Annotated in this window: 17 protein-coding genes; 12 read left to right on the top strand and 5 right to left on the bottom strand. The window is 68.0% G+C overall.

Going from position 1 to position 18,525, the window contains the following annotated elements; translation table 11 throughout:
- Positions 1-7 precede the first annotated feature (7 nt).
- A complete protein-coding gene (locus AL072_RS03030; protein WP_045581568.1) occupies positions 8-229 on the top strand; it encodes a hypothetical protein in 222 nt (73 codons plus the stop codon).
- A gap of 54 nt (positions 230-283) precedes the next feature.
- Here the strand turns inward: AL072_RS03030 and AL072_RS03025 are convergent, their stop codons facing one another.
- A complete protein-coding gene (locus tag AL072_RS03025; protein WP_045581569.1) occupies positions 284-1,966 on the bottom strand; it encodes a cation acetate symporter in 1,683 nt (560 codons plus the stop codon).
- Complete coding sequence (locus AL072_RS03020) at positions 1,963-2,295, bottom strand: DUF485 domain-containing protein (RefSeq protein ID WP_045581570.1); 333 nt, start codon at positions 2,293-2,295, stop codon at positions 1,963-1,965. Before AL072_RS03020 ends, AL072_RS03025 begins: the two co-directional genes overlap by 4 nt.
- A 230-nt stretch (positions 2,296-2,525) precedes the next feature.
- On the opposite strand from AL072_RS03020, the gene AL072_RS03015 reads away from it, so the two are divergent.
- The 6 genes from AL072_RS03015 to AL072_RS02990 all read left to right on the top strand — a co-directional run bounded on the left by AL072_RS03015 (position 2,526) and on the right by AL072_RS02990 (position 11,825).
- The gene (locus AL072_RS03015) at positions 2,526-5,351 is read left to right on the top strand and encodes a cache domain-containing protein (RefSeq protein WP_045581571.1); all 2,826 of its coding nucleotides are present in this window, start codon (positions 2,526-2,528) and stop codon (positions 5,349-5,351) included.
- A 63-nt stretch (positions 5,352-5,414) separates the two neighbouring features.
- Positions 5,415-6,140 carry a response regulator transcription factor gene (locus tag AL072_RS03010; RefSeq protein WP_045581572.1) on the top strand — a complete coding sequence of 242 codons (726 nt, stop codon included), beginning with the start codon at positions 5,415-5,417 and terminating at the stop codon, positions 6,138-6,140.
- Positions 6,141-6,321: 181 nt separating this feature from the next.
- Positions 6,322-7,971, top strand: a complete 1,650-nt coding sequence (locus AL072_RS03005; RefSeq protein WP_045581573.1) for an acyl-CoA synthetase — start codon at positions 6,322-6,324, stop codon at positions 7,969-7,971.
- A gap of 102 nt (positions 7,972-8,073) precedes the next feature.
- The gene (locus tag AL072_RS03000) at positions 8,074-8,823 is read left to right on the top strand and encodes an electron transfer flavoprotein subunit beta/FixA family protein (RefSeq protein ID WP_045581574.1); all 750 of its coding nucleotides are present in this window, start codon (positions 8,074-8,076) and stop codon (positions 8,821-8,823) included.
- 203 nt (positions 8,824-9,026) lie between these two features.
- Positions 9,027-9,953, top strand: a complete 927-nt coding sequence (locus AL072_RS02995) for an electron transfer flavoprotein subunit alpha/FixB family protein (RefSeq protein WP_045581575.1) — start codon at positions 9,027-9,029, stop codon at positions 9,951-9,953.
- Positions 9,954-10,004: 51 nt separating this feature from the next.
- Positions 10,005-11,825 (top strand): acyl-CoA dehydrogenase, encoded by a 1,821-nt coding sequence (locus AL072_RS02990; RefSeq protein ID WP_045581576.1) that lies wholly within the window; start codon positions 10,005-10,007, stop codon positions 11,823-11,825.
- On the opposite strand, the gene AL072_RS02985 is transcribed toward AL072_RS02990, so the two are convergent.
- Entirely contained in the window at positions 11,767-12,426 is a 660-nt protein-coding gene (locus AL072_RS02985; protein ID WP_045581577.1) for a pseudouridine synthase, read from the bottom strand. The two genes, AL072_RS02990 and AL072_RS02985, sit on opposite strands and share 59 nt — an antisense overlap.
- Positions 12,427-12,505: 79 nt before the next feature.
- On the opposite strand from AL072_RS02985, the gene AL072_RS02980 reads away from it, so the two are divergent.
- Positions 12,506-13,432, top strand: a complete 927-nt coding sequence (locus AL072_RS02980) for a 2-hydroxyacid dehydrogenase (protein WP_045581578.1) — start codon at positions 12,506-12,508, stop codon at positions 13,430-13,432.
- A gap of 87 nt (positions 13,433-13,519) precedes the next feature.
- On the opposite strand, the gene ubiB is transcribed toward AL072_RS02980, so the two are convergent.
- Positions 13,520-15,058 carry a 2-polyprenylphenol 6-hydroxylase gene (gene ubiB / locus AL072_RS02975; protein ID WP_045581579.1) on the bottom strand — a complete coding sequence of 513 codons (1,539 nt, stop codon included), beginning with the start codon at positions 15,056-15,058 and terminating at the stop codon, positions 13,520-13,522.
- A 6-nt stretch (positions 15,059-15,064) separates the two neighbouring features.
- Complete coding sequence (locus tag AL072_RS02970) at positions 15,065-15,841, bottom strand: class I SAM-dependent methyltransferase (RefSeq protein WP_045582556.1); 777 nt, start codon at positions 15,839-15,841, stop codon at positions 15,065-15,067.
- Positions 15,842-16,091: 250 nt separating this feature from the next.
- Between AL072_RS02970 and rpmI the strand changes: the two genes are divergently transcribed.
- The 4 genes from rpmI (at position 16,092) to AL072_RS34105 (ending at position 18,504) form a co-directional block, all read left to right on the top strand.
- Positions 16,092-16,292: a 50S ribosomal protein L35 gene (rpmI, locus tag AL072_RS02965; RefSeq protein WP_012975158.1), complete on the top strand. Its 201-nt coding sequence runs from the start codon at positions 16,092-16,094 to the stop codon at positions 16,290-16,292.
- 35 nt (positions 16,293-16,327) lie between these two features.
- Positions 16,328-16,699, top strand: a complete 372-nt coding sequence (gene rplT, locus AL072_RS02960) for a 50S ribosomal protein L20 (RefSeq protein ID WP_045581580.1) — start codon at positions 16,328-16,330, stop codon at positions 16,697-16,699.
- A gap of 131 nt (positions 16,700-16,830) precedes the next feature.
- Positions 16,831-17,898, top strand: coding sequence for a phenylalanine--tRNA ligase subunit alpha (pheS, locus tag AL072_RS02955; protein WP_045581581.1), 1,068 nt, complete (start codon positions 16,831-16,833; stop codon positions 17,896-17,898).
- 36 nt (positions 17,899-17,934) lie between these two features.
- Positions 17,935-18,504, top strand: a complete 570-nt coding sequence (locus AL072_RS34105) for a hypothetical protein (RefSeq protein ID WP_144428127.1) — start codon at positions 17,935-17,937, stop codon at positions 18,502-18,504.
- Positions 18,505-18,525 lie beyond the last annotated feature (21 nt).

The raw sequence follows: 18,525 nt of genomic DNA, 5'->3' as shown, positions 1-18,525 counted from the left end.
AGAGCCGATGATCGGGAACGACGGAAAGCCGGTGTCCAAGGAGGACCTGCGCAAGCACATCGCCGCCTACAACAGCCAGTCGCGCGGGTCCAAGGAGTTCGCGGCGATCCCGCGCGCGCTGGTGACGATCCTCGACGGGCTGAAGCCGGGCAAGACCGGCTATGTCAAATGCCTGGACGGCCAGGTCCAGCTGTCCCGCCGCAAGGACAACAGCGTCCAGGCGGGGTGAAACGGAAAACGCTCTTCCCCGGGAGGCCGGGGAAGGGCGCAGGACTTCGGATGGTCAGTGCTTCGCCGCCGCGGCGGCGCCGATGCCGGTCTGGGAGCGGACGAACTGGTCGGCGAAGGCGGCCTGCTCGGCGCGGGCCGACGCGCTGCGGTCGAGCTTCGACACGACGATGGTCACGAGGAAAGCCAGCGTCATCGAGAACAGGGCCGGCTGCTCGTAGGGGAAGATCGGCGCCGGGTTGTTCAGCACCACGACCCACACCGCGTTCGACAGGATCACCAGGGTGACCGCGGAGATCAGGCCGGCGATGCCGCCCGCCAGCGCGCCGCGGGTGGTCAGCCCCTTCCAGTACATCGACAGGATCAGCACCGGGAAATTCACCGACGCCGCGACGCCGAAGGTCAGGCCGACCAGGAAGGCGACGTTCTGCTTCTCGAAGGCGATGCCCAGCACCACCGCCAGCACGCCCAGCACCAGCGACGCGATCTTGGACACGCGCATCTCCTCGCGCTCCGTCGCCTCGCCCTTGCGGATGACGCGGGCATAGAGGTCGTGGGCGATCGCCGAGGCGCCGGCCAGCGCCAGCCCCGACACCACCGCCAGGATGGTGGCGAAGGCGACAGCCGACAGGAAGCCCAGGAACAGGTCGCCGCCCAGCGCCTTGGCCAGATGCATCACCGGCATGTTGCCGCCGCCGATCAGCTTGCCGCCGATCTTGCCGCCTTCGAAGAATTGCGGGTCGGTGCCGACGATGGTGATCGCCGCCATGCCGAGGATGCAGACGAGCAGGAAGAAGAAGCCGATGAAGCCCGAGGCGTAGAACACCGACTTGCGGGCCTCGCGCGCGTTGGGGACGGTGAAGAAGCGCATCATGATGTGCGGCAGCGCCGCGGTGCCGAACAGCAGCCCCAGCGACAGCGACACCGCCGACACCGGGTCGGCCAGCAGGGTGCCCGGCCCCATGATCTTCACGCCGTCCTTGTGGGACGCGATGGCGCTCTTGGCGATGGCCTCCAGGCTGAAGCCGAAGCGGGACAGGGCGAGGAAGGTCAGCACGATGCCGCCGCCCAGCAGCAGCACCGCCTTGATGATCTGTACCCAGGTGGTGGCGATCATGCCGCCGAAGGTGACGTAGACCACCATCAGCACGCCGACCACGATCACCGCGACATTGTAGTCCAGCCCGAACAGCAGCTTGATCAACTGGCCGGCGCCGACCATCTGGACGATCAGGTAGAAGCACACCACCGTCAGCGAGCCGATGGCGGCGAAGGTGCGGATCTTGCCCTGGTCCAGCCGGTACGAGGCGATGTCGGCGAAGGTGAAGTGGCCGAGGTTGCGCAGCCGCTCCGCCAGCAGGAACAGGATGATCGGCCAGCCGACGAAGAAGCTGATGGTGTAGACGAAGCCGTCATAGCCCTTGGCGAACACCAGGCTCGACAATCCCAGCAGCGTCGCGGCCGACATGTAGTCGCCGGCGATGGCGAGGCCGTTCTGGAAGCCGGTGATGCCGCCGCCCGCGGTGTAGAAGTCGGAGGTCGAGCGGGTGCGGCTGGCCGCCCAATAGGTGATGCCGAGCGTCATGACGACGAAGGCCAGGAACATGGCGATGGCGGACAGGTTGACCGGCTGCTTGTCCACCGCGCCCAGGTCGCCGCCCGCGGCCAGCGCCGGCAGGGCGGTCAGGCAGGCGGCGCTCGTCGCGGTCGCCGCAAGGAGGATACGCCGGGCGGTCATTGCAGGGTCTCCCGGGTGATCTCGTCGGTCAGATCCTGGAAGCTGCCGTTGGCGAAGTGGGAATAGACGCCGGTCAACAGCCAGGACAGGATGATGATCGCCGCCCCGATGGGGAAGCCGACGCTGAGCGACGACTCGTCGGACAGCGGCTTGTGCAGCAGGTCCGGCGCGAAGGCCACCACCATCATGAAGCCGTAATAGCCGACCAGCACGACGGCCGACAGCAGCAGCGCCAGCCGGCTGCGCCGGCGCACCAGTTCGTGGAATTTGGGGTTTTTGCGGACCCGCTCGTAGACGGAGGCGAGCGGTGCCGGATCGGCGGAGTGCATGTTTCCTCCAGACGCTGGGCGTCCTTGTGATGCCCTCTCGGGGCTTATGGTCTTCCGGCTACCAAAACACTGTTTCGCAAATTTCCCGGAAATATGACGAATTGTTTCAGCGCAATTTCGGCAACAATCACACCGATAGGCGTTGAGTGACCGTGGCGAAGCTGGAATGATGGCGGCCATTCCGCCGATGCCGGCACCCCGGCCGGCTCCCTGATGACCCCGTTCGCAAGATGATCCGCTCGCCCCTGTTCCTCCGGCTGTTCTCGGCGATCCTGATCACGCTCGGGCTGTTCTCGGCGGCGGCCTATGTCCTCTCGGTCCCCTTCATCGAGGAGAAGGCCTACGAGATCGAGCGCGACGCCAGCCGCACCATCCTCGACAACGTGTTCGAACTGGTCGGACGGATCCGCGGCGGGTTGGAGGAGCAGCGGGCCGGCACGGTGGAGTCCTACAAGACCCGCCTGCGCGACGTGCTGGACCTGGCCGTCGGCTACATCGAGCATGTCCAGGCCCGCGCCGACCGCGGCGAGATCGGCGCGGAGGAGGCGCGGCGCGAGGCGATGGAGGGCTTGCGCGCCTTCCGCTACGGCAACGGCGATTATGTCTGGGCGATCGGCTACGACTCGGTGATCCTGTCCCACCCGTCGCCCGACTATCAGGGCCGCAAGGCGGACGACCTGCGCGACAATCTGGGCCGCCACATCCTGCCCACCATCGTCGCCACCGCGAGGCGGCAGGGCGAGGGGTTCCAGACCTATCCGTGGTGGCGGCCCAACGGCGACGAGCGGGCGCCGAAGCTCAGCTTTTTCAAGGATCTGCCCAGGCTGGGGCTCATCGTCGGCACCGGCGCCTATCTGGCCGACGTCGACGCCGAGGTCGAGCGCCGCAAGGCCGAGGCCATCGAGGATCTGCGCCAGGCCCTGCGCAAGCTGCGCATTGCCCGCACCGGCTATCTCTACATCTTCGATTCGGCGAACCGGATGATCATCCACCCGAACGCCAACATCGAGGGCACCGCCTTCGGCGACCGTCCGAACCCGGCGACCGGCCGCTCCATCGCCGAGGATCTGAAGGTCGCGGCGGCGAAGGGGGAGCCGCTGACCTACCTGTGGGACAAGCCCGACGATCCCGGCAACTACGCCTACGAGAAGATCAGCTGGGTCCGCCATTTCGAGGGGTTCGACTGGTACATCGCCTCGTCGGTCTATGTGGAGGAGCTGCGGCGGTCGTCGGTGGTGCTGGGCAACCGCATCCTCGCCATCGGCATGGCGCTGATGGCCGCCGGCAGCCTGCTCGGCTACATCGCGGTCGGCCGGCTGGTCGGGCCGCTGCGGCGGCTGGCCGACACCGCGGTACAGGTGCGCGCCGGCGATCTCGACGCCCAGAGCGGCATCCGCCGCGGCGACGAGATCGGGCTGCTGGCATCCGCCTTCGATGGCATGGTCCGGCAGCTGCGCGACACCGTCGCCACGCTGGACAGCCGGGTCCGCGACCGCACCGCGGCGCTGGCCGAGGCGGAGACGCGCCAGCGCGTCATCCTGGATGCGATTCCCGCCTGCATCGCCGGATTGGATCGCGACGGGCGGCTGACCTTCGCCAACCTGCGCTGGGGCGAGCTGGTCGGGCGTGACAAGGCCGACGTGATCGGCCGCGACCTCGCCGCGGTGGTCGGCCGGCGGGCGATGGCGGTGCTGCGCCCGCAGATCGACCGCTGCCTGGCGGGAGAGGCGGCGACCTTCGAATACACCTTCCCGCGCGGCGGCCGCAGCCTGGTGACCAAGACGACGCTGATCCCGCACCGTGGCGAGGGGCGAGGGGAAGACGGCGTCGTCACCGGGCTGTTCGTGCTGACGCTGGACATCACCGACGAGAAGCAGACCGAACGCCAGCTGGTGGAGGCGCAGCGGCTGAAGGCGGTCGGCCAGCTGTCCGGCGGGCTGGCGCATGACTTCAACAACCTGCTGTCGATCATCATCGGCAACCTGTCGGCGGCGCGCGAGCGCTATGCCGGGGTCGAGGGGCTGGACGCCTATCTGGAGCCGGCCCAGCGCGCCGGCCGCCGCGGCGCCGACATCACCGCCCGGCTGCTCGCCTTCTCGCGCCAGCAGCCGCTGAAGCCGCAGCCGATCGAGCTGTGCGGCCTGCTGCGCGACATGGCGGTGCTGCTGCGCCGCTCCTTCCCCAGCTCAATCGCCATCGGCGTGCCGGAGGAGGGGCGGGAATGCTGGACCATCGCCGACCAGACCCAGCTGGAGAACGCGCTGGTCAACCTCGCGATCAACGCGCGCGATGCCATGCCGGACGGTGGCCGGCTGGAGGTCTCCGTCGCCGTCCGCAAGGTGGAGGAGGGGCTTTCGTTCGACGGGCCGGCCTTCGACGAGCCGGTCCGCCCCGACGATTACCTGGAGATCCGCGTCACCGACACCGGCACCGGCTTCACGCCGGAGGCGCTGGCCCGCGCGGTCGAACCCTTCTTCACCACCAAGGCGCTGGGCTCGGGGCTTGGGCTGTCGATGGTCTACGGCTTCGTCAAGCAGTCCTGCGGCTATCTGCGCATCGACAGCGGGCCGGGGGGCAGGCACGGGCGGGGGACCGCCGTCACCCTGCTGCTGCCGCGGGCCGAACCGGTGGCCCGCCTGCCCGAGGACGACCCGGTGGCGGCCGAGCCGCAGGGCGGCGGCTCCGGCGGCTGGAGCGGCCAACTGGCGCTGGTGGCGGAGGACAATGACGATGTCCGGCAGGTGATGCGCCAGCAGCTGGTCGATCTCGGCTTCTCGGTGGTGGAGGCGGCGAGCGGCGACGAGGCGGCGGAGCTGGTGGAGCAGATCGACGGGTTGTCGCTGCTGGTCAGCGACATCGTCATGCCGGGCCTGTCGGGGGTCGAGCTGGCGCGGCGCGCCCGGCTGCTGCGGCCGGCCATGCGGGTGGTGCTGGTCAGCGGATTCGCCGTCGAGTATGGCGATGTCCCCGCCGATGCCGTCATACTGCGCAAGCCATGGGACAAGCGGGACCTGGTGGCGGCCATCGGCCATGCCGCCGAACCCGCGCCCGCCTGATATATTCGGGCCAATACGGCGCCCCGGGAAAACCGGGCGAAAAGCGCAAGGGGGGAAACGCGCGTGGGACAGAGGAAGCGCATCTACCTGATCGAGGACGAGGCCGACATCCGCCGGCTCGTCGCCGGCGTGCTGGAGGGCTACGGCTATGAGGTGTCCTGCTGGGCCAGCGGGCGCGAGGCGCGGGCGGCGATCCTGCGCCAGGCTCCGGACCTCTGCCTGGTGGATCTCGGCCTGCCCGACATGGACGGGCTGACCCTGGTGCGCGAGCTGTGGGAGGACGTGCGGTTCGGCGTCATCATCCTGTCCGGGCGCGGCGGCACCTCCGACCGGGTGCTCGGGCTGGAGCTGGGCGCCGACGATTATGTCGTGAAGCCGTTCGAGCCGCGCGAGCTGGTCGCCCGCGTCAACAGCGCCATCCGCCGCCGCGAGCAGCTGGCCGCTGCCGCACCGTCCGCCGCCGGCACTGCGCGGGCACGCTTCGGCCCCTGGGTCTTCGACCTCGGCAACCTGACGCTGACCGCCGACGACGGCCGCCAGGAAAGCCTGACCGCGGCGGAGGCCTCGCTGCTGCTGACCCTGCTGAAGGCGCCCAAGCGGGTGCTGTCGCGCGACCATCTGCAGGGCCCCGACCAGGAGCGCGACGATTTCCCCTACGACCGCAGCATCGACGTCCGCGTGTCGCGCATCCGCAAGAAGATCGAGGAGGATCCGCGCGCGCCGCGGCTGATCAAGACGGTCTACGGCGCCGGCTACCTGTTCGCGGGCGACGTGACGTGGCTGCGATGAGGGAATGCCGCGCATGCGCCGTTGCCGCGGCGCTCCAATAACAATTGGTCATAATCCAGAGAAAGTTGCGCAAAGCTGATCTGGTAGAGGCTGTTTCCAACACCGCCGCATCCAATGGCCGCATCCAATGGCCACGTCCAATGTCGGCGCGCAAACAAGAACCCCTAGGGAGAAATGTCCGATGAGTGACGCCACCGCCGGCAATCCGCAAGCCAACCCGTACGAGCGCGACCTCGACCGCAACGCCGCGAACTTCGTCGCGCTGACGCCGCTGACCTTCCTGGAGCGCGCGGCGTCGGTCTGGCCCGACCGGGTCGCCGTCATCCATGGCCCGGTCCGCCGGACCTGGGCGGAAACCTTCGGCCGCGTGCGCCGTCTGGCCGCGGCGCTGGCGGCTGCCGGCGTCGGCAGCGGCGACACCGTCGCCATGCTGGCCGCCAACACGCCCGAACTGTTCGAGGCGCATTTCGGCGTGCCGCTGGCCGGCGCCGTGCTGAACGCCATCAACACCCGCCTGGACGCCGAGGCCATCGCCTTCATCCTGAAGCATGGCGAGGCGAAGATCCTGATCGTCGACCGCGAATTCTCCGGCGTGGCGAAGAAGGCGCTGGCCCTGCTCGACGCGCCGATCCCGGTGGTGGACATCGACGATCCGGCCTACAGCGGCGGCGAGCTGATCGGCGACCGCGACTATGAAGCCTTCATCGCCGACACGGGAGCCGAACACCCGTGGACCCTGCCGGCCGACGAATGGCAGGCCATCGCGCTCAACTACACGTCGGGCACCACCGGCAACCCGAAGGGCGTCGTCTACCACCACCGCGGCGCCTATCTGAACGCGGTGTCGAACGCGCTGTCCTGGAACATGGGCGACGCGCCGGTGTATCTGTGGACGCTGCCGATGTTCCACTGCAACGGCTGGTGCTTTCCCTGGACCATCGCGGTCACCGCCGGCACCGCCGTCTGCCTGCGACAGGTCCGGCCCGACGCCGTGCTGTCGCTGATCCGCGACGAGAAGGTGACCAACTTCTGCGGCGCGCCGATCGTGCTGAACATGCTCAACAACGCGCCGGCCGAACTGAAGCAGGGCATCGGCCACAAGGTCAAGGTGATGGTCGCCGGCGCCGCCCCGCCCGCCGCGGTCATCGCCGGCATGGAGCGGATGGGCTGGGAGGTCACCCATGTCTATGGTCTGACCGAATGCTACGGCCCGACGGTGGTCTGCGTCTGGCATGACCGCTGGGACGGGCTGTCGCTGGACGAGAAGGCGGCGATCAAGGCCCGCCAGGGCGTCCGCGGCCCGATGCTGGAGGCGGTGATCGTCGCCGATCCCTTCACGCTGGAGCCGGTGCCGAAGGACGGCCGCAGCATGGGCGAGATCATGATGCGCGGCAACAATGTGATGAAGGGCTATCTGAAGAACCCGAAGGCGACCGACGAGGCCTTCGCCGGCGGCTGGTTCCACACCGGCGACCTCGCCGTCTGGCATGAGGACGGCTATGTCGAGATCAAGGACCGGTCGAAGGACATCATCATCTCCGGCGGCGAGAACATCTCCTCGATCGAGGTCGAGGACGTGCTCTACAAGCATCCCGAGGTGCTGGAGGCCGCGGTCGTCGCCCGCCATGACGAGAAGTGGGGCGAGACGCCCTGCGCCTTCGTCACGCTGAAGGACGGCGCCACCGCGACCGAGGCCGACATCATCGCCTTCTGCCGGTCGCACATGGCCCATTTCAAGAGCCCGCGCACGGTGGTGTTCGGCCCGCTGCCGAAGACCTCCACCGGCAAGATCCAGAAATACGTCCTGCGCAAGCAGACCGAGACGCTGTAGGGGCACGCCCGGCCGTCCCCCCGTCCCCCTCCCTCTTCGAAGGGGAGGGGGCAACGCCCCCGCATGCCCGCAAGCCGCCCAGTCCCGAAGGGAACCCGCGCCATGAAGATCCTGTGCGCCGTCAAGCGCGTCGTCGACTACAATGTCAAGATCCGGGTGAAGACCGACCAGTCCGGCGTCGAGACGTCCAACGTGAAATTCTCGATGAACCCCTTCGACGAGATCGCCGTCGAAGAGGCCGTCCGGCTGAAGGAGGCCGGCAAGGCGACCGAGATCGTCGTGGTGTCGGTCGGCCCGGCCCAGGCGCAGGAGACCCTGCGCACCGCGCTGGCCATGGGGGCCGACCGCGCCATCCTGGTGCAGACCGACGGGACGACCGAACCGCTGGCGGTCGCCAAGGTTCTGAAGGCGCTGGTGGAGAAGGAGGCGCCGGGGCTGGTGATCCTCGGCAAGCAGGCGATCGACGACGATTGCAACCAGACCGGCCAGATGCTGGCGGCGCTGCTCGGCTGGGGCCAGGGCACCTTCGCCTCGAAGATCGTCGCCGGTGACGGCACGGTCGCGGTGACGCGCGAGATCGACGGCGGGCTGGAGGTCGTGTCGCTCACGCTGCCGGCGGTGGTCACCGCCGATCTGCGCCTCAACGAGCCGCGCTACGCCTCGCTGCCCAACATCATGAAGGCGAAGAAGAAGCCGCTGGAGACGGTCACGCCCGATGCGCTCGGCGTCGACGTGGCGCCGCGGCTGACGACCTTGAAGGTGGTCGAGCCGCCCAAGCGCAAGGCCGGCGTCAAGGTGGCCGACGTCGCCGCGCTGGTCGACAAGCTGAAGACCGAAGCGCGGGTGATCTGAGGGGAGTGGTCGCCCCATTGCCCCCTCCCCATCCCTCCCCCGCTTCGCGGGAGAGGGGGTAGGACGCTTGCCGGCGTGAATTGCTCGCGCAGCGGCGGCAGTCCCCTCTCCCGTGAAACGGGGGAGGGTTAGGGAGGGGGCATCCGCAGCCGACACTCCTCCATACCATCCGCCAAAGCCCCGCCACCAAAGGACCCGCCCCCATGCCCATCCTGATCCTCGCCGACCACGACAACGCCAGCCTCAAGCCCGCCACCGCCCATGCGGTGACCGCAGCCGCCAAGCTTGGTTCCGACATCCATGTCCTGGTCGCCGGCCGCAACGCCGCCCCTGCTGCCGACGCCGCCTCCAGGCTGGCAGGCGTCGCCAAGGTGCTGGTCGCCGACGATGCCGCCTATGAGCACGCCCTTGCCGAACCGCTGGCGGCGCTGCTGGTGTCGCTCGCCCCCGGTTACGGCCATATCCTCGCCGCCGCCACTTCGACGGGCAAGAACGTGCTGCCGCGGGTCGCGGCGCTGCTCGACGTGGCGATGATCTCCGACATCACCGCGGTGGTCTCGGCCGACAGCTTCGAACGGCCGATCTATGCCGGCAACGCCATCGCCATCGTGCAGTCCGCCGACCCGGTGAAGATCCTCACCGTCCGCACCACCGCCTTCGAGGCGGCAGGCTCCGGCGGAAGCGCCCCGATCGAGCCCGTCGCCGCCGTGGCCGATCCCGGCCTGTCGGGCTTCGTCTCGGCCGAGCTGTCGAAGTCGGAGCGGCCGGAGCTGACCAGCGCGCGCATCGTCGTGTCGGGCGGGCGCGGCATGCAGTCGGGCGAGAATTTCCCGCTGCTGGAGGCGCTGGCCGACACGTTGGGCGCCGCGGTCGGTGCAAGCCGTGCCGCCGTCGACGCCGGCTTCGTGCCGAACGACTATCAGGTCGGGCAGACCGGCAAGATCGTGGCGCCGGACCTCTACATCGCCGTCGGCATCTCGGGCGCGATCCAGCATCTGGCCGGCATGAAGGACAGCAAGGTCATCGTCGCCATCAACAAGGACGAGGAGGCGCCGATCTTCCAGGTCGCCGATTACGGCCTCGTCGCCGACCTGTTCAAGGCCGTGCCGGAGCTGCGGCAGGCGCTGTAAGGCGCTCCCCGCTTCCGTCGTCCCCACCCGTCTATCCGAAAGGTCTCCGCCATGACCGCCGCCGCGATCCCCTACACCCCGCCGCTGAAAGAGATCCGCTTCGTCCTCGACCATCTCGCCGGCATGGCCGACGTGGCGGCGCTGCCGGGTTTCGAGGATGCCAGCCCCGACATGGTGGACAGCATCCTGGGCGAAGCGGCGAAGATCGCCCAGAACATCCTGGCGCCGCTGAACCGGATCGGCGACGTGCAGGGGGCGAAGCTCGACGCCGACGGCGTCGCCCGCACCGCGGAGGGCTGGGGGGCGGCGTGGCAGGCGCTGGTGGAGGGCGGCTGGAACGGGCTGCCCTTCGATCCGGCGCGCGGCGGCATGGGGTTGCCCAACCTGCTGAACACCGCGGTGCAGGAGATGTGGCATTCCGCCAACATGGCCTTCGCGCTCTGCCCGATGCTGACGCAAGGGGCGGTGAACGCGGTGCAGCTCTATGGCTCCGACGCGCTGAAGGACCGCTATCTGCCGAAGATGATCTCCGGCGAGTGGACCGGCACCATGAACATCACCGAGCCGCAGGCGGGTTCCGACCTTGCCGCCACCCGGTCGCGCGCGGTGCCCAACGGCGACCATTACCTCGTCAGCGGACAGAAGATCTTCATCACCTACGGCGACCATGACCTGACGGAGAACATCGTCCATCTGGTGCTGGCCCGCCTGCCCGACGCGCCCCCGGGCGTGAAGGGCATCAGCCTGTTCGTCGTGCCGAAGTATCTCGTCAACCCGGACGGCAGCCTGGGCTCCCGCAATCAGGTGAAGTGCGTGTCGCTGGAGCACAAGCTGGGCATCCACGGCAGCCCGACCGCCGTGCTGTCCTTCGGCGACGAGGGCGGGGCGACCGGCTTCCTGGTGGGCGAGCCGAACCGCGGCCTGGAATACATGTTCGCCATGATGAACCACGCCCGGCTGAACGTCGCCATGCAGGGGCTGTCGATTGCCGAGCGGGCCTACCAGCAGGCGCTGGCCTATGCCGGCGACCGGGTGCAGGGCAAGCCGCTGGGCTGGACCGAGGGCCGGTCGAAGGGCATCGTCAACCATCCCGACGTCCGCCGCCTGCTGATGGGCATGAAGAGCCGCATCGAGGCGATGCGCGGCATCCTCTACACCGCCGCCGCCGCGGTCGACGTGGCGCACCACCATGCCGACGAGGATGCCCGCGGCCGGGCCGCCCTGCTGGTCGACCTGCTGACCCCCATCGCCAAGGGCTGGTGCACCGAGACCGGCCAGCAGCTGGCATCCGACGGCGTGCAAATCCATGGCGGCATGGGCTTCATCGAGGAAACCGGCGCCGCCCAGCATCTGCGCGACGCCCGCATCACCACGATCTACGAGGGCACGACCGCCATCCAGGCCAACGACCTGATCAACCGCAAGATCCTGCGCGACGGCGGTTCGGCGGCGAACGATCTGCTCGACGAGATCGCGGCGCTCGGCGCCGAGCTGTCCGGCCACGCGGATCAGGCGCTGCGCGTCACCGGGGCGGAGCTGTCCGCCGCCGCGCAGGAGGCGAAGCAGGCGGTCGCCTGGGTGCTGGGTACGGCGAAGGAGGATGCGGCGTTGCCGGCCGCCGCGTCGGTGACGCTGCTGGAGCTGATGGGCGTGGTCGCCGGCGGCTGGCAGCTGGCCCGCGCCGCCAGGGTCGCGGCGGAACGGCTGGCGGAGGGCGACGCCGACACCGCCTTCCTGTCGGCCAAGCCGCTGACCGCCCGTTTCTACGCCACCCACGTCCTGCCGAAGGCGGCGTCGCTGCGGGCGACCGTCGTCAGCGGCTCCGCGAGCGTGATGGTGTTGAGCGAGGAGCAGCTGTTCGGCGCGGCGTGACGGGGCCGCGCCGCCGGGCCGGCGCCGGGGTCTTTGGCCCCGGATCGGGGGTGGCGGGCGGTTGGGGGATCTCCCGCCACTGCCCCGGCGCCAGCCCGTCCAGGGTCCAGTCGCCGATCGACCAGCGGATCAGCCGCAGGGTGGGGAAGCCGACCGCCGCGGTCATCCGGCGGACCTGCCGGTTGCGGCCCTCGCGCAGGGTCAGCGCGATCCAGCCGGTCGGGATGGCGGCGCGGTAGCGCACCGGCGGGTCGCGCGGCCACAGCGCGTCGGGCTCCGCCATCCGCCGCACCTCCGCCGGCAGGGTGGGGCCGTCCTTCAGCGTGACGCCGCGGCGCAGCGCCTCCAGCGCCTCGTCGGTCGGCACGCCTTCGACCTGCACCCAATAGGTCTTGGGCATCTTGTTGGCGGGCGAGGCGATGCGGGCGATCAGCGGGCCGTCGTCGCTGAGCGCCAGCAGCCCCTCGCTGTCGCGGTCGAGCCGCCCGGCGGCATAGACGCCCTTCACCGGCACCAGGTCCGCCAGGGTCGGGCGGCTCTGGTCGTCGGTGAATTGCGGCAGCACGCCATAGGGCTTGTTCAGCAGGATCAGGCGCGGCACGGCTTTGCTTCCTTGCGGAGTTCGGGAAAGGCGCTATCGTTCGCACCCCAACACAGACCTAGATAGCAGGGGTTCGGCCGTGACGCTTCTGTTCTGCTCCGCCAGCGACAGCGCCGAGGACTGGCGCCGGGAAATCGCCCGCCATCTTCCCGATCAGGAGATGCGTGTCTGGCCCGAGACCGGCGACGTCGCCGACATCGAGGTGGCGGTGGTGTGGAAGCCGCCGGCCGGCATGCTGGCGTCCCTGCCCAACCTGCGGCTGGTCGTGTCGCTGGGCGCCGGGGTGGAGCCGATCCTGGAGGATCCGACCCTGCCCGACGTGCCGCTGGTGCGCATGGTGGCGGACGGGCTGACGGTCGACATGGCCGGCTATGTGGTCTTCCAGATTCTGTACTGGCACCGGCTGATGGACGCCTATGCCGCCCTCCAGGCCGAGGCGCGCTGGGAGCAGCTGGACCATCGCCCCGCCTCCGGGGTGACGGTCGGCTTTCTGGGGATGGGCGAGCTGGGGGTGGCGTCGGCCCGCACGCTGCGGACCCTGGATTACCGCCTGGTGGGCTGGAGCCGCAGCCCCAAGAGCATCGAGGGGGTGGAGAGCTTCTCCGGTCCCGAGGGGCTGGCGGCGATGCTGCCGCAGTGCGATGTCCTGGTCTGCCTGCTGCCGCTGACCGACGAGACCCGCGGCATCCTGAATGCCGGGCTGTTCGCCGCATTGCCCAAGGGGGCGGTGGTGATCAACGCCGCGCGCGGCGGGCATCTGGTCGAATCGGACCTGCTCGACGCGCTGGAGAGCGGGCATCTGCACGGCGCCAGCCTGGACGTCTTCGCGACGGAGCCGCTGCCGGCCGACCATCCGCTCTGGCACCATCCGCGGGTCCGCGTCACCCCCCATGTCGCCGGGGTCACCCACCCGTCGCTCTGCGCCGGGCAGGTGGCCGACGCGGTGAAGGCTCTGCGCGAGGGCCGGCCGCTGCCCAATCCGGTGGACCGCAGCCGGGGCTATTGAGAGTCTTTTCATCGAGTATGAAGCCTGACAGATCAGGCTTCATACTCTTTGCCCTCAATCGGCGGTCATCCTCAATGACCGCCGGTGTTACAGCATCTGCACCGCGATCACCGCCAGCAGGGCCGCGATCACCCACAGGGCGGCGCGGTCGGAGCGGCGGCGGCGGTCCCAGCCGGTCAGCATCTGGCGGACGGTCTGCGGGTGCAGGCGCACGCCGCCCTCCGCCATGTCGCGGGTGACGCGTTCGGCCTCGCTGACCAGGGCGGGGATGCGGCGGATCGTCGACAGCAGCGCGCCGGCGTCGTCGATGAACTGCGCCTCCGGCCCGCGATTCTCGCGCATCCACTCCTCGATCAGCGGACGCGCCAGCTCCCACATGTTGATGTTGGGGTTCAGCAGCCGGCCGACGCCCTCGGCGGTCAGCATGCTCTTCTGCAGCAGCAGCAGCTGCGGCTGGGTCTCCATCTCGAACTGTTCGGTGACGGCGAACAGTTGGGCCAGCAGCCGGCCGACCGAGATGTCGGCCAGCGGCTTGTTCTGCAGCGGCTCGCCGATGGCGCGGCAGGCCTGGGTGAAGATCTCGATCGACTGGTGGCGCGGCACGTAGCCGGCCTCGAAATGCACGATGGCAACCCGGCGGTAGTCGCCGCTCAGGAAGCCGATCAGCATGTCGGCGAGATAATAGCGCGTCTCGCGGTCGAGCCGGCCCATGATGCCGAAATCGACCGCGGTGATGGTGCCCTGTTCGTTGATGAACAGGTTGCCGGGATGCAGGTCGGCGTGGAAGAAGCCGTCGCGGAAGACCTGGTTGAAGAAGCTGGCGGACGCCATCGCCAGGATCTCGTCGCGGTCGAAGCCGGCGGCGGAGATGCGGGCCGGCTCGTCCACCTTGAAGCCGCGGATGCGCTCCAGCGTCAGCACCCGGCCGCCGGTTCGCTCCCAATCGACCTTCGGCACGTTGAAGGTCGGATCCTCCTTGAAGTTGTCCGACAGCTCCGACGCCGCCGCCGCCTCCATCCGCAAATCCATCTCCAGCCGCGAGGTGCGGGCGAAGGTGTCGACCACCTCCAGCAGCCGCAGCCGCTTCAGCCTGGGCAGCACCCATTGGGCGAGCGCCGCCAGCCGGTAGAACAGGTCGATGTCGCGCTCGAACGCCGCCTCGATGCCGGGGCGCAGCACCTTGACCGCCACCTCCTGCCCGTCGGCGGTGACGGCGAAATGCACCTGGGCGATGGAGGCGGCGGCGACCGGCTTGTCGTCGAAGCTCTGGAACAGGGCGTGGACCGGCTGGCCGAACTCCGCCTCGATGATGGCGCGGGCCTGATGGGCGGGGAAGGGCGGCAGCTTGTCCTGCAGCTCCGCCAGATCGACGGCCATCCGCTCACCGACCAGATCGGAGCGGGTGGAGAGAAGCTGTCCCAGCTTGATGTAGGTGGGCCCGAGTTCGGCCAGCGCGCGGGCCAGCCGCTCGCCCTCGCGGCCGGGGACGTCCTTGCGGGCGACGCGGTGCCACAGCCAGAGCAGGCCGGGGGCGGTGCCGAGCAGGCTGACGGGCAGGGCGTCGTGGCGGGCGACCGTCCGGCCGATCACGGCCATCCGGACCAGATTGCGCAGGATGCGGAACACGGGGTCTTAAATCCGCCAGCCGGAATGGATGGCGGCGATCCCGCCCGACAGGTTGCGCACCCGCACCGCACCGAAGCCGGCGGCCTCGATCCGTCTGGCCAGATCGGCCTGGGGCGGGAAACGGCGGATGCTTTCGGCCAGATAGCGGTAGCTCGCCTCGTCCTTCGCCACCATGCGCCCCATGAAGGGCAGCACCTGGAAGGAATAGACGTCGTAGAGCTCGCGCAGCACCGGCAGGACGACGTGGCTGAACTCCAGGCAATAGAACTTGCCGCCCGGCTTCAGGACGCGGTGGGCCTCCCTGATCGCCTCGTCGATGCGGGTGACGTTGCGCAGGCCGAAGGCGATGGTGTAGGCGTCGACCGAGCGCGGGGCGATGGGCAGCCGCTCGGCATCGCCGACCGTCCATTGCACGCCGGAGAGGATGTTGCGGTCGACGGCGCGGTCGCGCCCGACGCGGACCATCGCCTCGGTGATGTCGCAGACCACCGCAGCCCCGCCGCCCTTCTTGAGGAAGCGGAAGGCAATGTCGCCGGTGCCGCCGGCCACGTCCAGCAGGGTCATGTCCGGCCTGGGCGCCACCATCTCCATCAGCGCGTCCTTCCACAGCCGATGGATGCCGCCCGACATCAGGTCGTTCATCAGGTCGTAGTTGGTCGCCACGCTGTCGAAGACGGCGCGGACCAGCCCGGACTTGGCGGACGGATCGACGGGGGTGAAGCCGAACCAGTTGCCTTCGGCACCGGACGCGGGCTTTTGCGGGTCGGGGATGCGGTCGCTCATGGTCGGGAACATAGCGCGGGCAGGGGCCATGCGCCAGCGGGGGCATGGGGGTAGCCGGCCGGACGGGCGGCCCTGCGGCGTTTCGCATCCGTGTCCCGAACCTTGGCCGCTCCCTGAGGAATTCCTTGCTTCGTTTGCAAGTCGCGCGTATAAGCGCAGCCTTCCACGGGCGGCGAGGCTGGGCCGTATGGCTCAGGGCATGCCCAACCGTCCGATGGAATTCCGCCTCATTTCCACCCAGGAAACGAAAATGCCCAAGCTGAAGACGAAGAGCGGCGCCAAGAAGCGCTTCAAGGTGACCGCCACGGGTAAGGTCCGCGCTCAGGCCGCCTACAAGCGCCACTGCCTGGAACAGAAGTCCCCGAACATGAAGCGCAACGCGCGCGGCATGATGACCCTGTGCGACTCCAACGCCCGCACGGTGCTGAAGAACTGGCTGCGCAACGCCTGATCTCGGCACACTGACAAATTCGGAAGGACTGAACCATGGCTCGTGTTAAGCGCGGCGTCACGACGCACGCCCGTCACCGCAAGATCCTGAAGCTCGCCAAGGGCTACCGGGGTCGCAATTCCAAGAATTTCCGCATTGCGATCGAGAAGGTCGAGAAGGCGCTTCGTTACGCCTACCGCGACCGCCGCAATAAGAAGCGCGATTTCCGCGGCCTGTGGATCCAGCGCATCAACGCCGGCGTCCGTCAGTACGGCCTGACCTACTCGCGCTTCATCAACGGCATCAAGATGGCCGGCATCGAGATCGACCGCAAGGTCCTGTCCGATCTGGCCGCGCGCGAGCCGGAGGCCTTCAAGACCCTGGTGGACAAGGCCCAGGCCGCGCTCGCCTCCAAGGCCGCCGCGTAACGACCTGCGCTTCCCCATCCAGGGAAGGCTTGCCGTCACGGCGTCAGTTGTAAGAGAAGGGAGCCGGGCCGCTGGGCCGGCTCCCTTTTTCTGTTTGCACCGATTTTCCCCCACGCTTGCCGGGAACCGCCATGCTCGACGCGCTGAAAGACGAACTTCTGTCGCAGGTCAACGCCGCCGCCGACCTCTCGGCGCTGGACGAGGTGCGGGTCTCCGCGCTCGGCAAGAAGGGGCGCATCACCGGCTTCATGAAGGAGCTGGGCAATCTCACGCCCGAGGAGCGCAAGGAGCGCGGCCAGGCGCTGAACGCGCTGAAGGACGAGATCGCCGCCGCCATCGACGCGCGCAAGGCCGACCTCGCCGCCGCCCACCTGAAGGCGCGGCTGGAGGCCGAGCGGGTCGACGTCACCCTGCCGGTCCGCACCGAGACCGAGGGGCGCATCCATCCCATCAGCCAGACGATGGACGAGATGGTCGCCATCTTCGCCGAGATGGGATTCTCGGTCGCCGAAGGGCCGGACATCGAGGATGATTTCCACAACTTCACCGCCCTGAACTTCCCGCCCGGCCACCCGGCGCGCGACATGCACGACACCTTCTATCTGCCCGACTCGGATGAGAAGAAGATGCTGCTGCGCACCCACACCAGCCCGGTGCAGGTCCGCACCATGCTGAACAGCAAGCCGCCGATCCGCATCATCGCGCCGGGGCGGACCTACCGCTCCGACTACGACATGACCCACACCCCGATGTTCCACCAGATCGAGGGGCTGGTCATCGACGAGGCGACCAACATGGGGCACCTGAAGGGCTGCCTCGTGGAGTTCTGCCGCGCCTTCTTCGATGTGGACGACCTGCCGCTGCGCTTCCGCCCCAGCTTCTTCCCCTTCACCGAACCGTCGGCGGAGGTCGATATCGGCTGCTCGCGCAAGGGCGGCGAGCTGAAGCTGGGCAACTATGGCGACTGGCTGGAGATCCTCGGCTGCGGCATGGTCCATCCCAACGTGCTGGAAGCCTGCGGCATCGACAGCACCCGCTACCAGGGCTTCGCCTTCGGCATGGGGGTGGAGCGCGTCGCCATGCTGAAATACGGCATCCCCGACCTGCGCACCTTCTTCGACGCCGATTTGCGCTGGCTGAAGCATTACGGCTTCTCGGCCCTCGACATTCCCAACATCGCCCACGGCCTGACGCGCTGAGAGCAGAGTGAGACATTGCAGAGCCTGGGGGGCGTTATGAGTGATGAGAGCAAAAGGTCGCAGGCAGATATTGAGGCTGAATTAAGAAAAGAGCTTTGGGAGGCGAAAAGATTTTTTCTCGAAGATTATGCAAAATCGATGAGAGAGAAGGAATCGTCCAGAAGTTTATTCTGGCAGAATTCTTTCAAGACAACATTTATTATGAATGGAGCGGGAGTTGTTTCTCTTCTGACGTTTTCTGCGTCGCTTATCAAAGATCACTCGGTAACTGTTTCGGTGGTTTCTCACTCGCTGGCCTTGGCAATGCAGCTTTTTTGTTGGGGTTGCCTCATAGTGGCTCTGGCTACCTTTTTCGCATGGATTTCTCACCAGACATCGACGGATCGATATAAAAATTTAATGGAAAAGGCGCTCAAGGCAAAAGATTTTTCTGAAATCGAGAAAATACATACAGAATATTGCAAGGGGCTGGATGATGGGGTTAGCAACAGGTCTGGTCTTGTCATGATAATGACTTTAGTGTTTCAGTTCGTTCCGATTTTACTATTTGGATTTGGAGCGTACTTCGCGACAGACATGTTCGTGCTTCTTGGGAGCGTCAAGTAATGTGCGCATCGGGAGATCAAT

Source organism: Azospirillum thiophilum (assembly GCF_001305595.1).
Classification (GTDB): domain Bacteria; phylum Pseudomonadota; class Alphaproteobacteria; order Azospirillales; family Azospirillaceae; genus Azospirillum; species Azospirillum thiophilum.
Note: the sequence above shows the minus strand (reverse complement) of the source record. Positions and strands in the feature narration are given on the sequence as shown.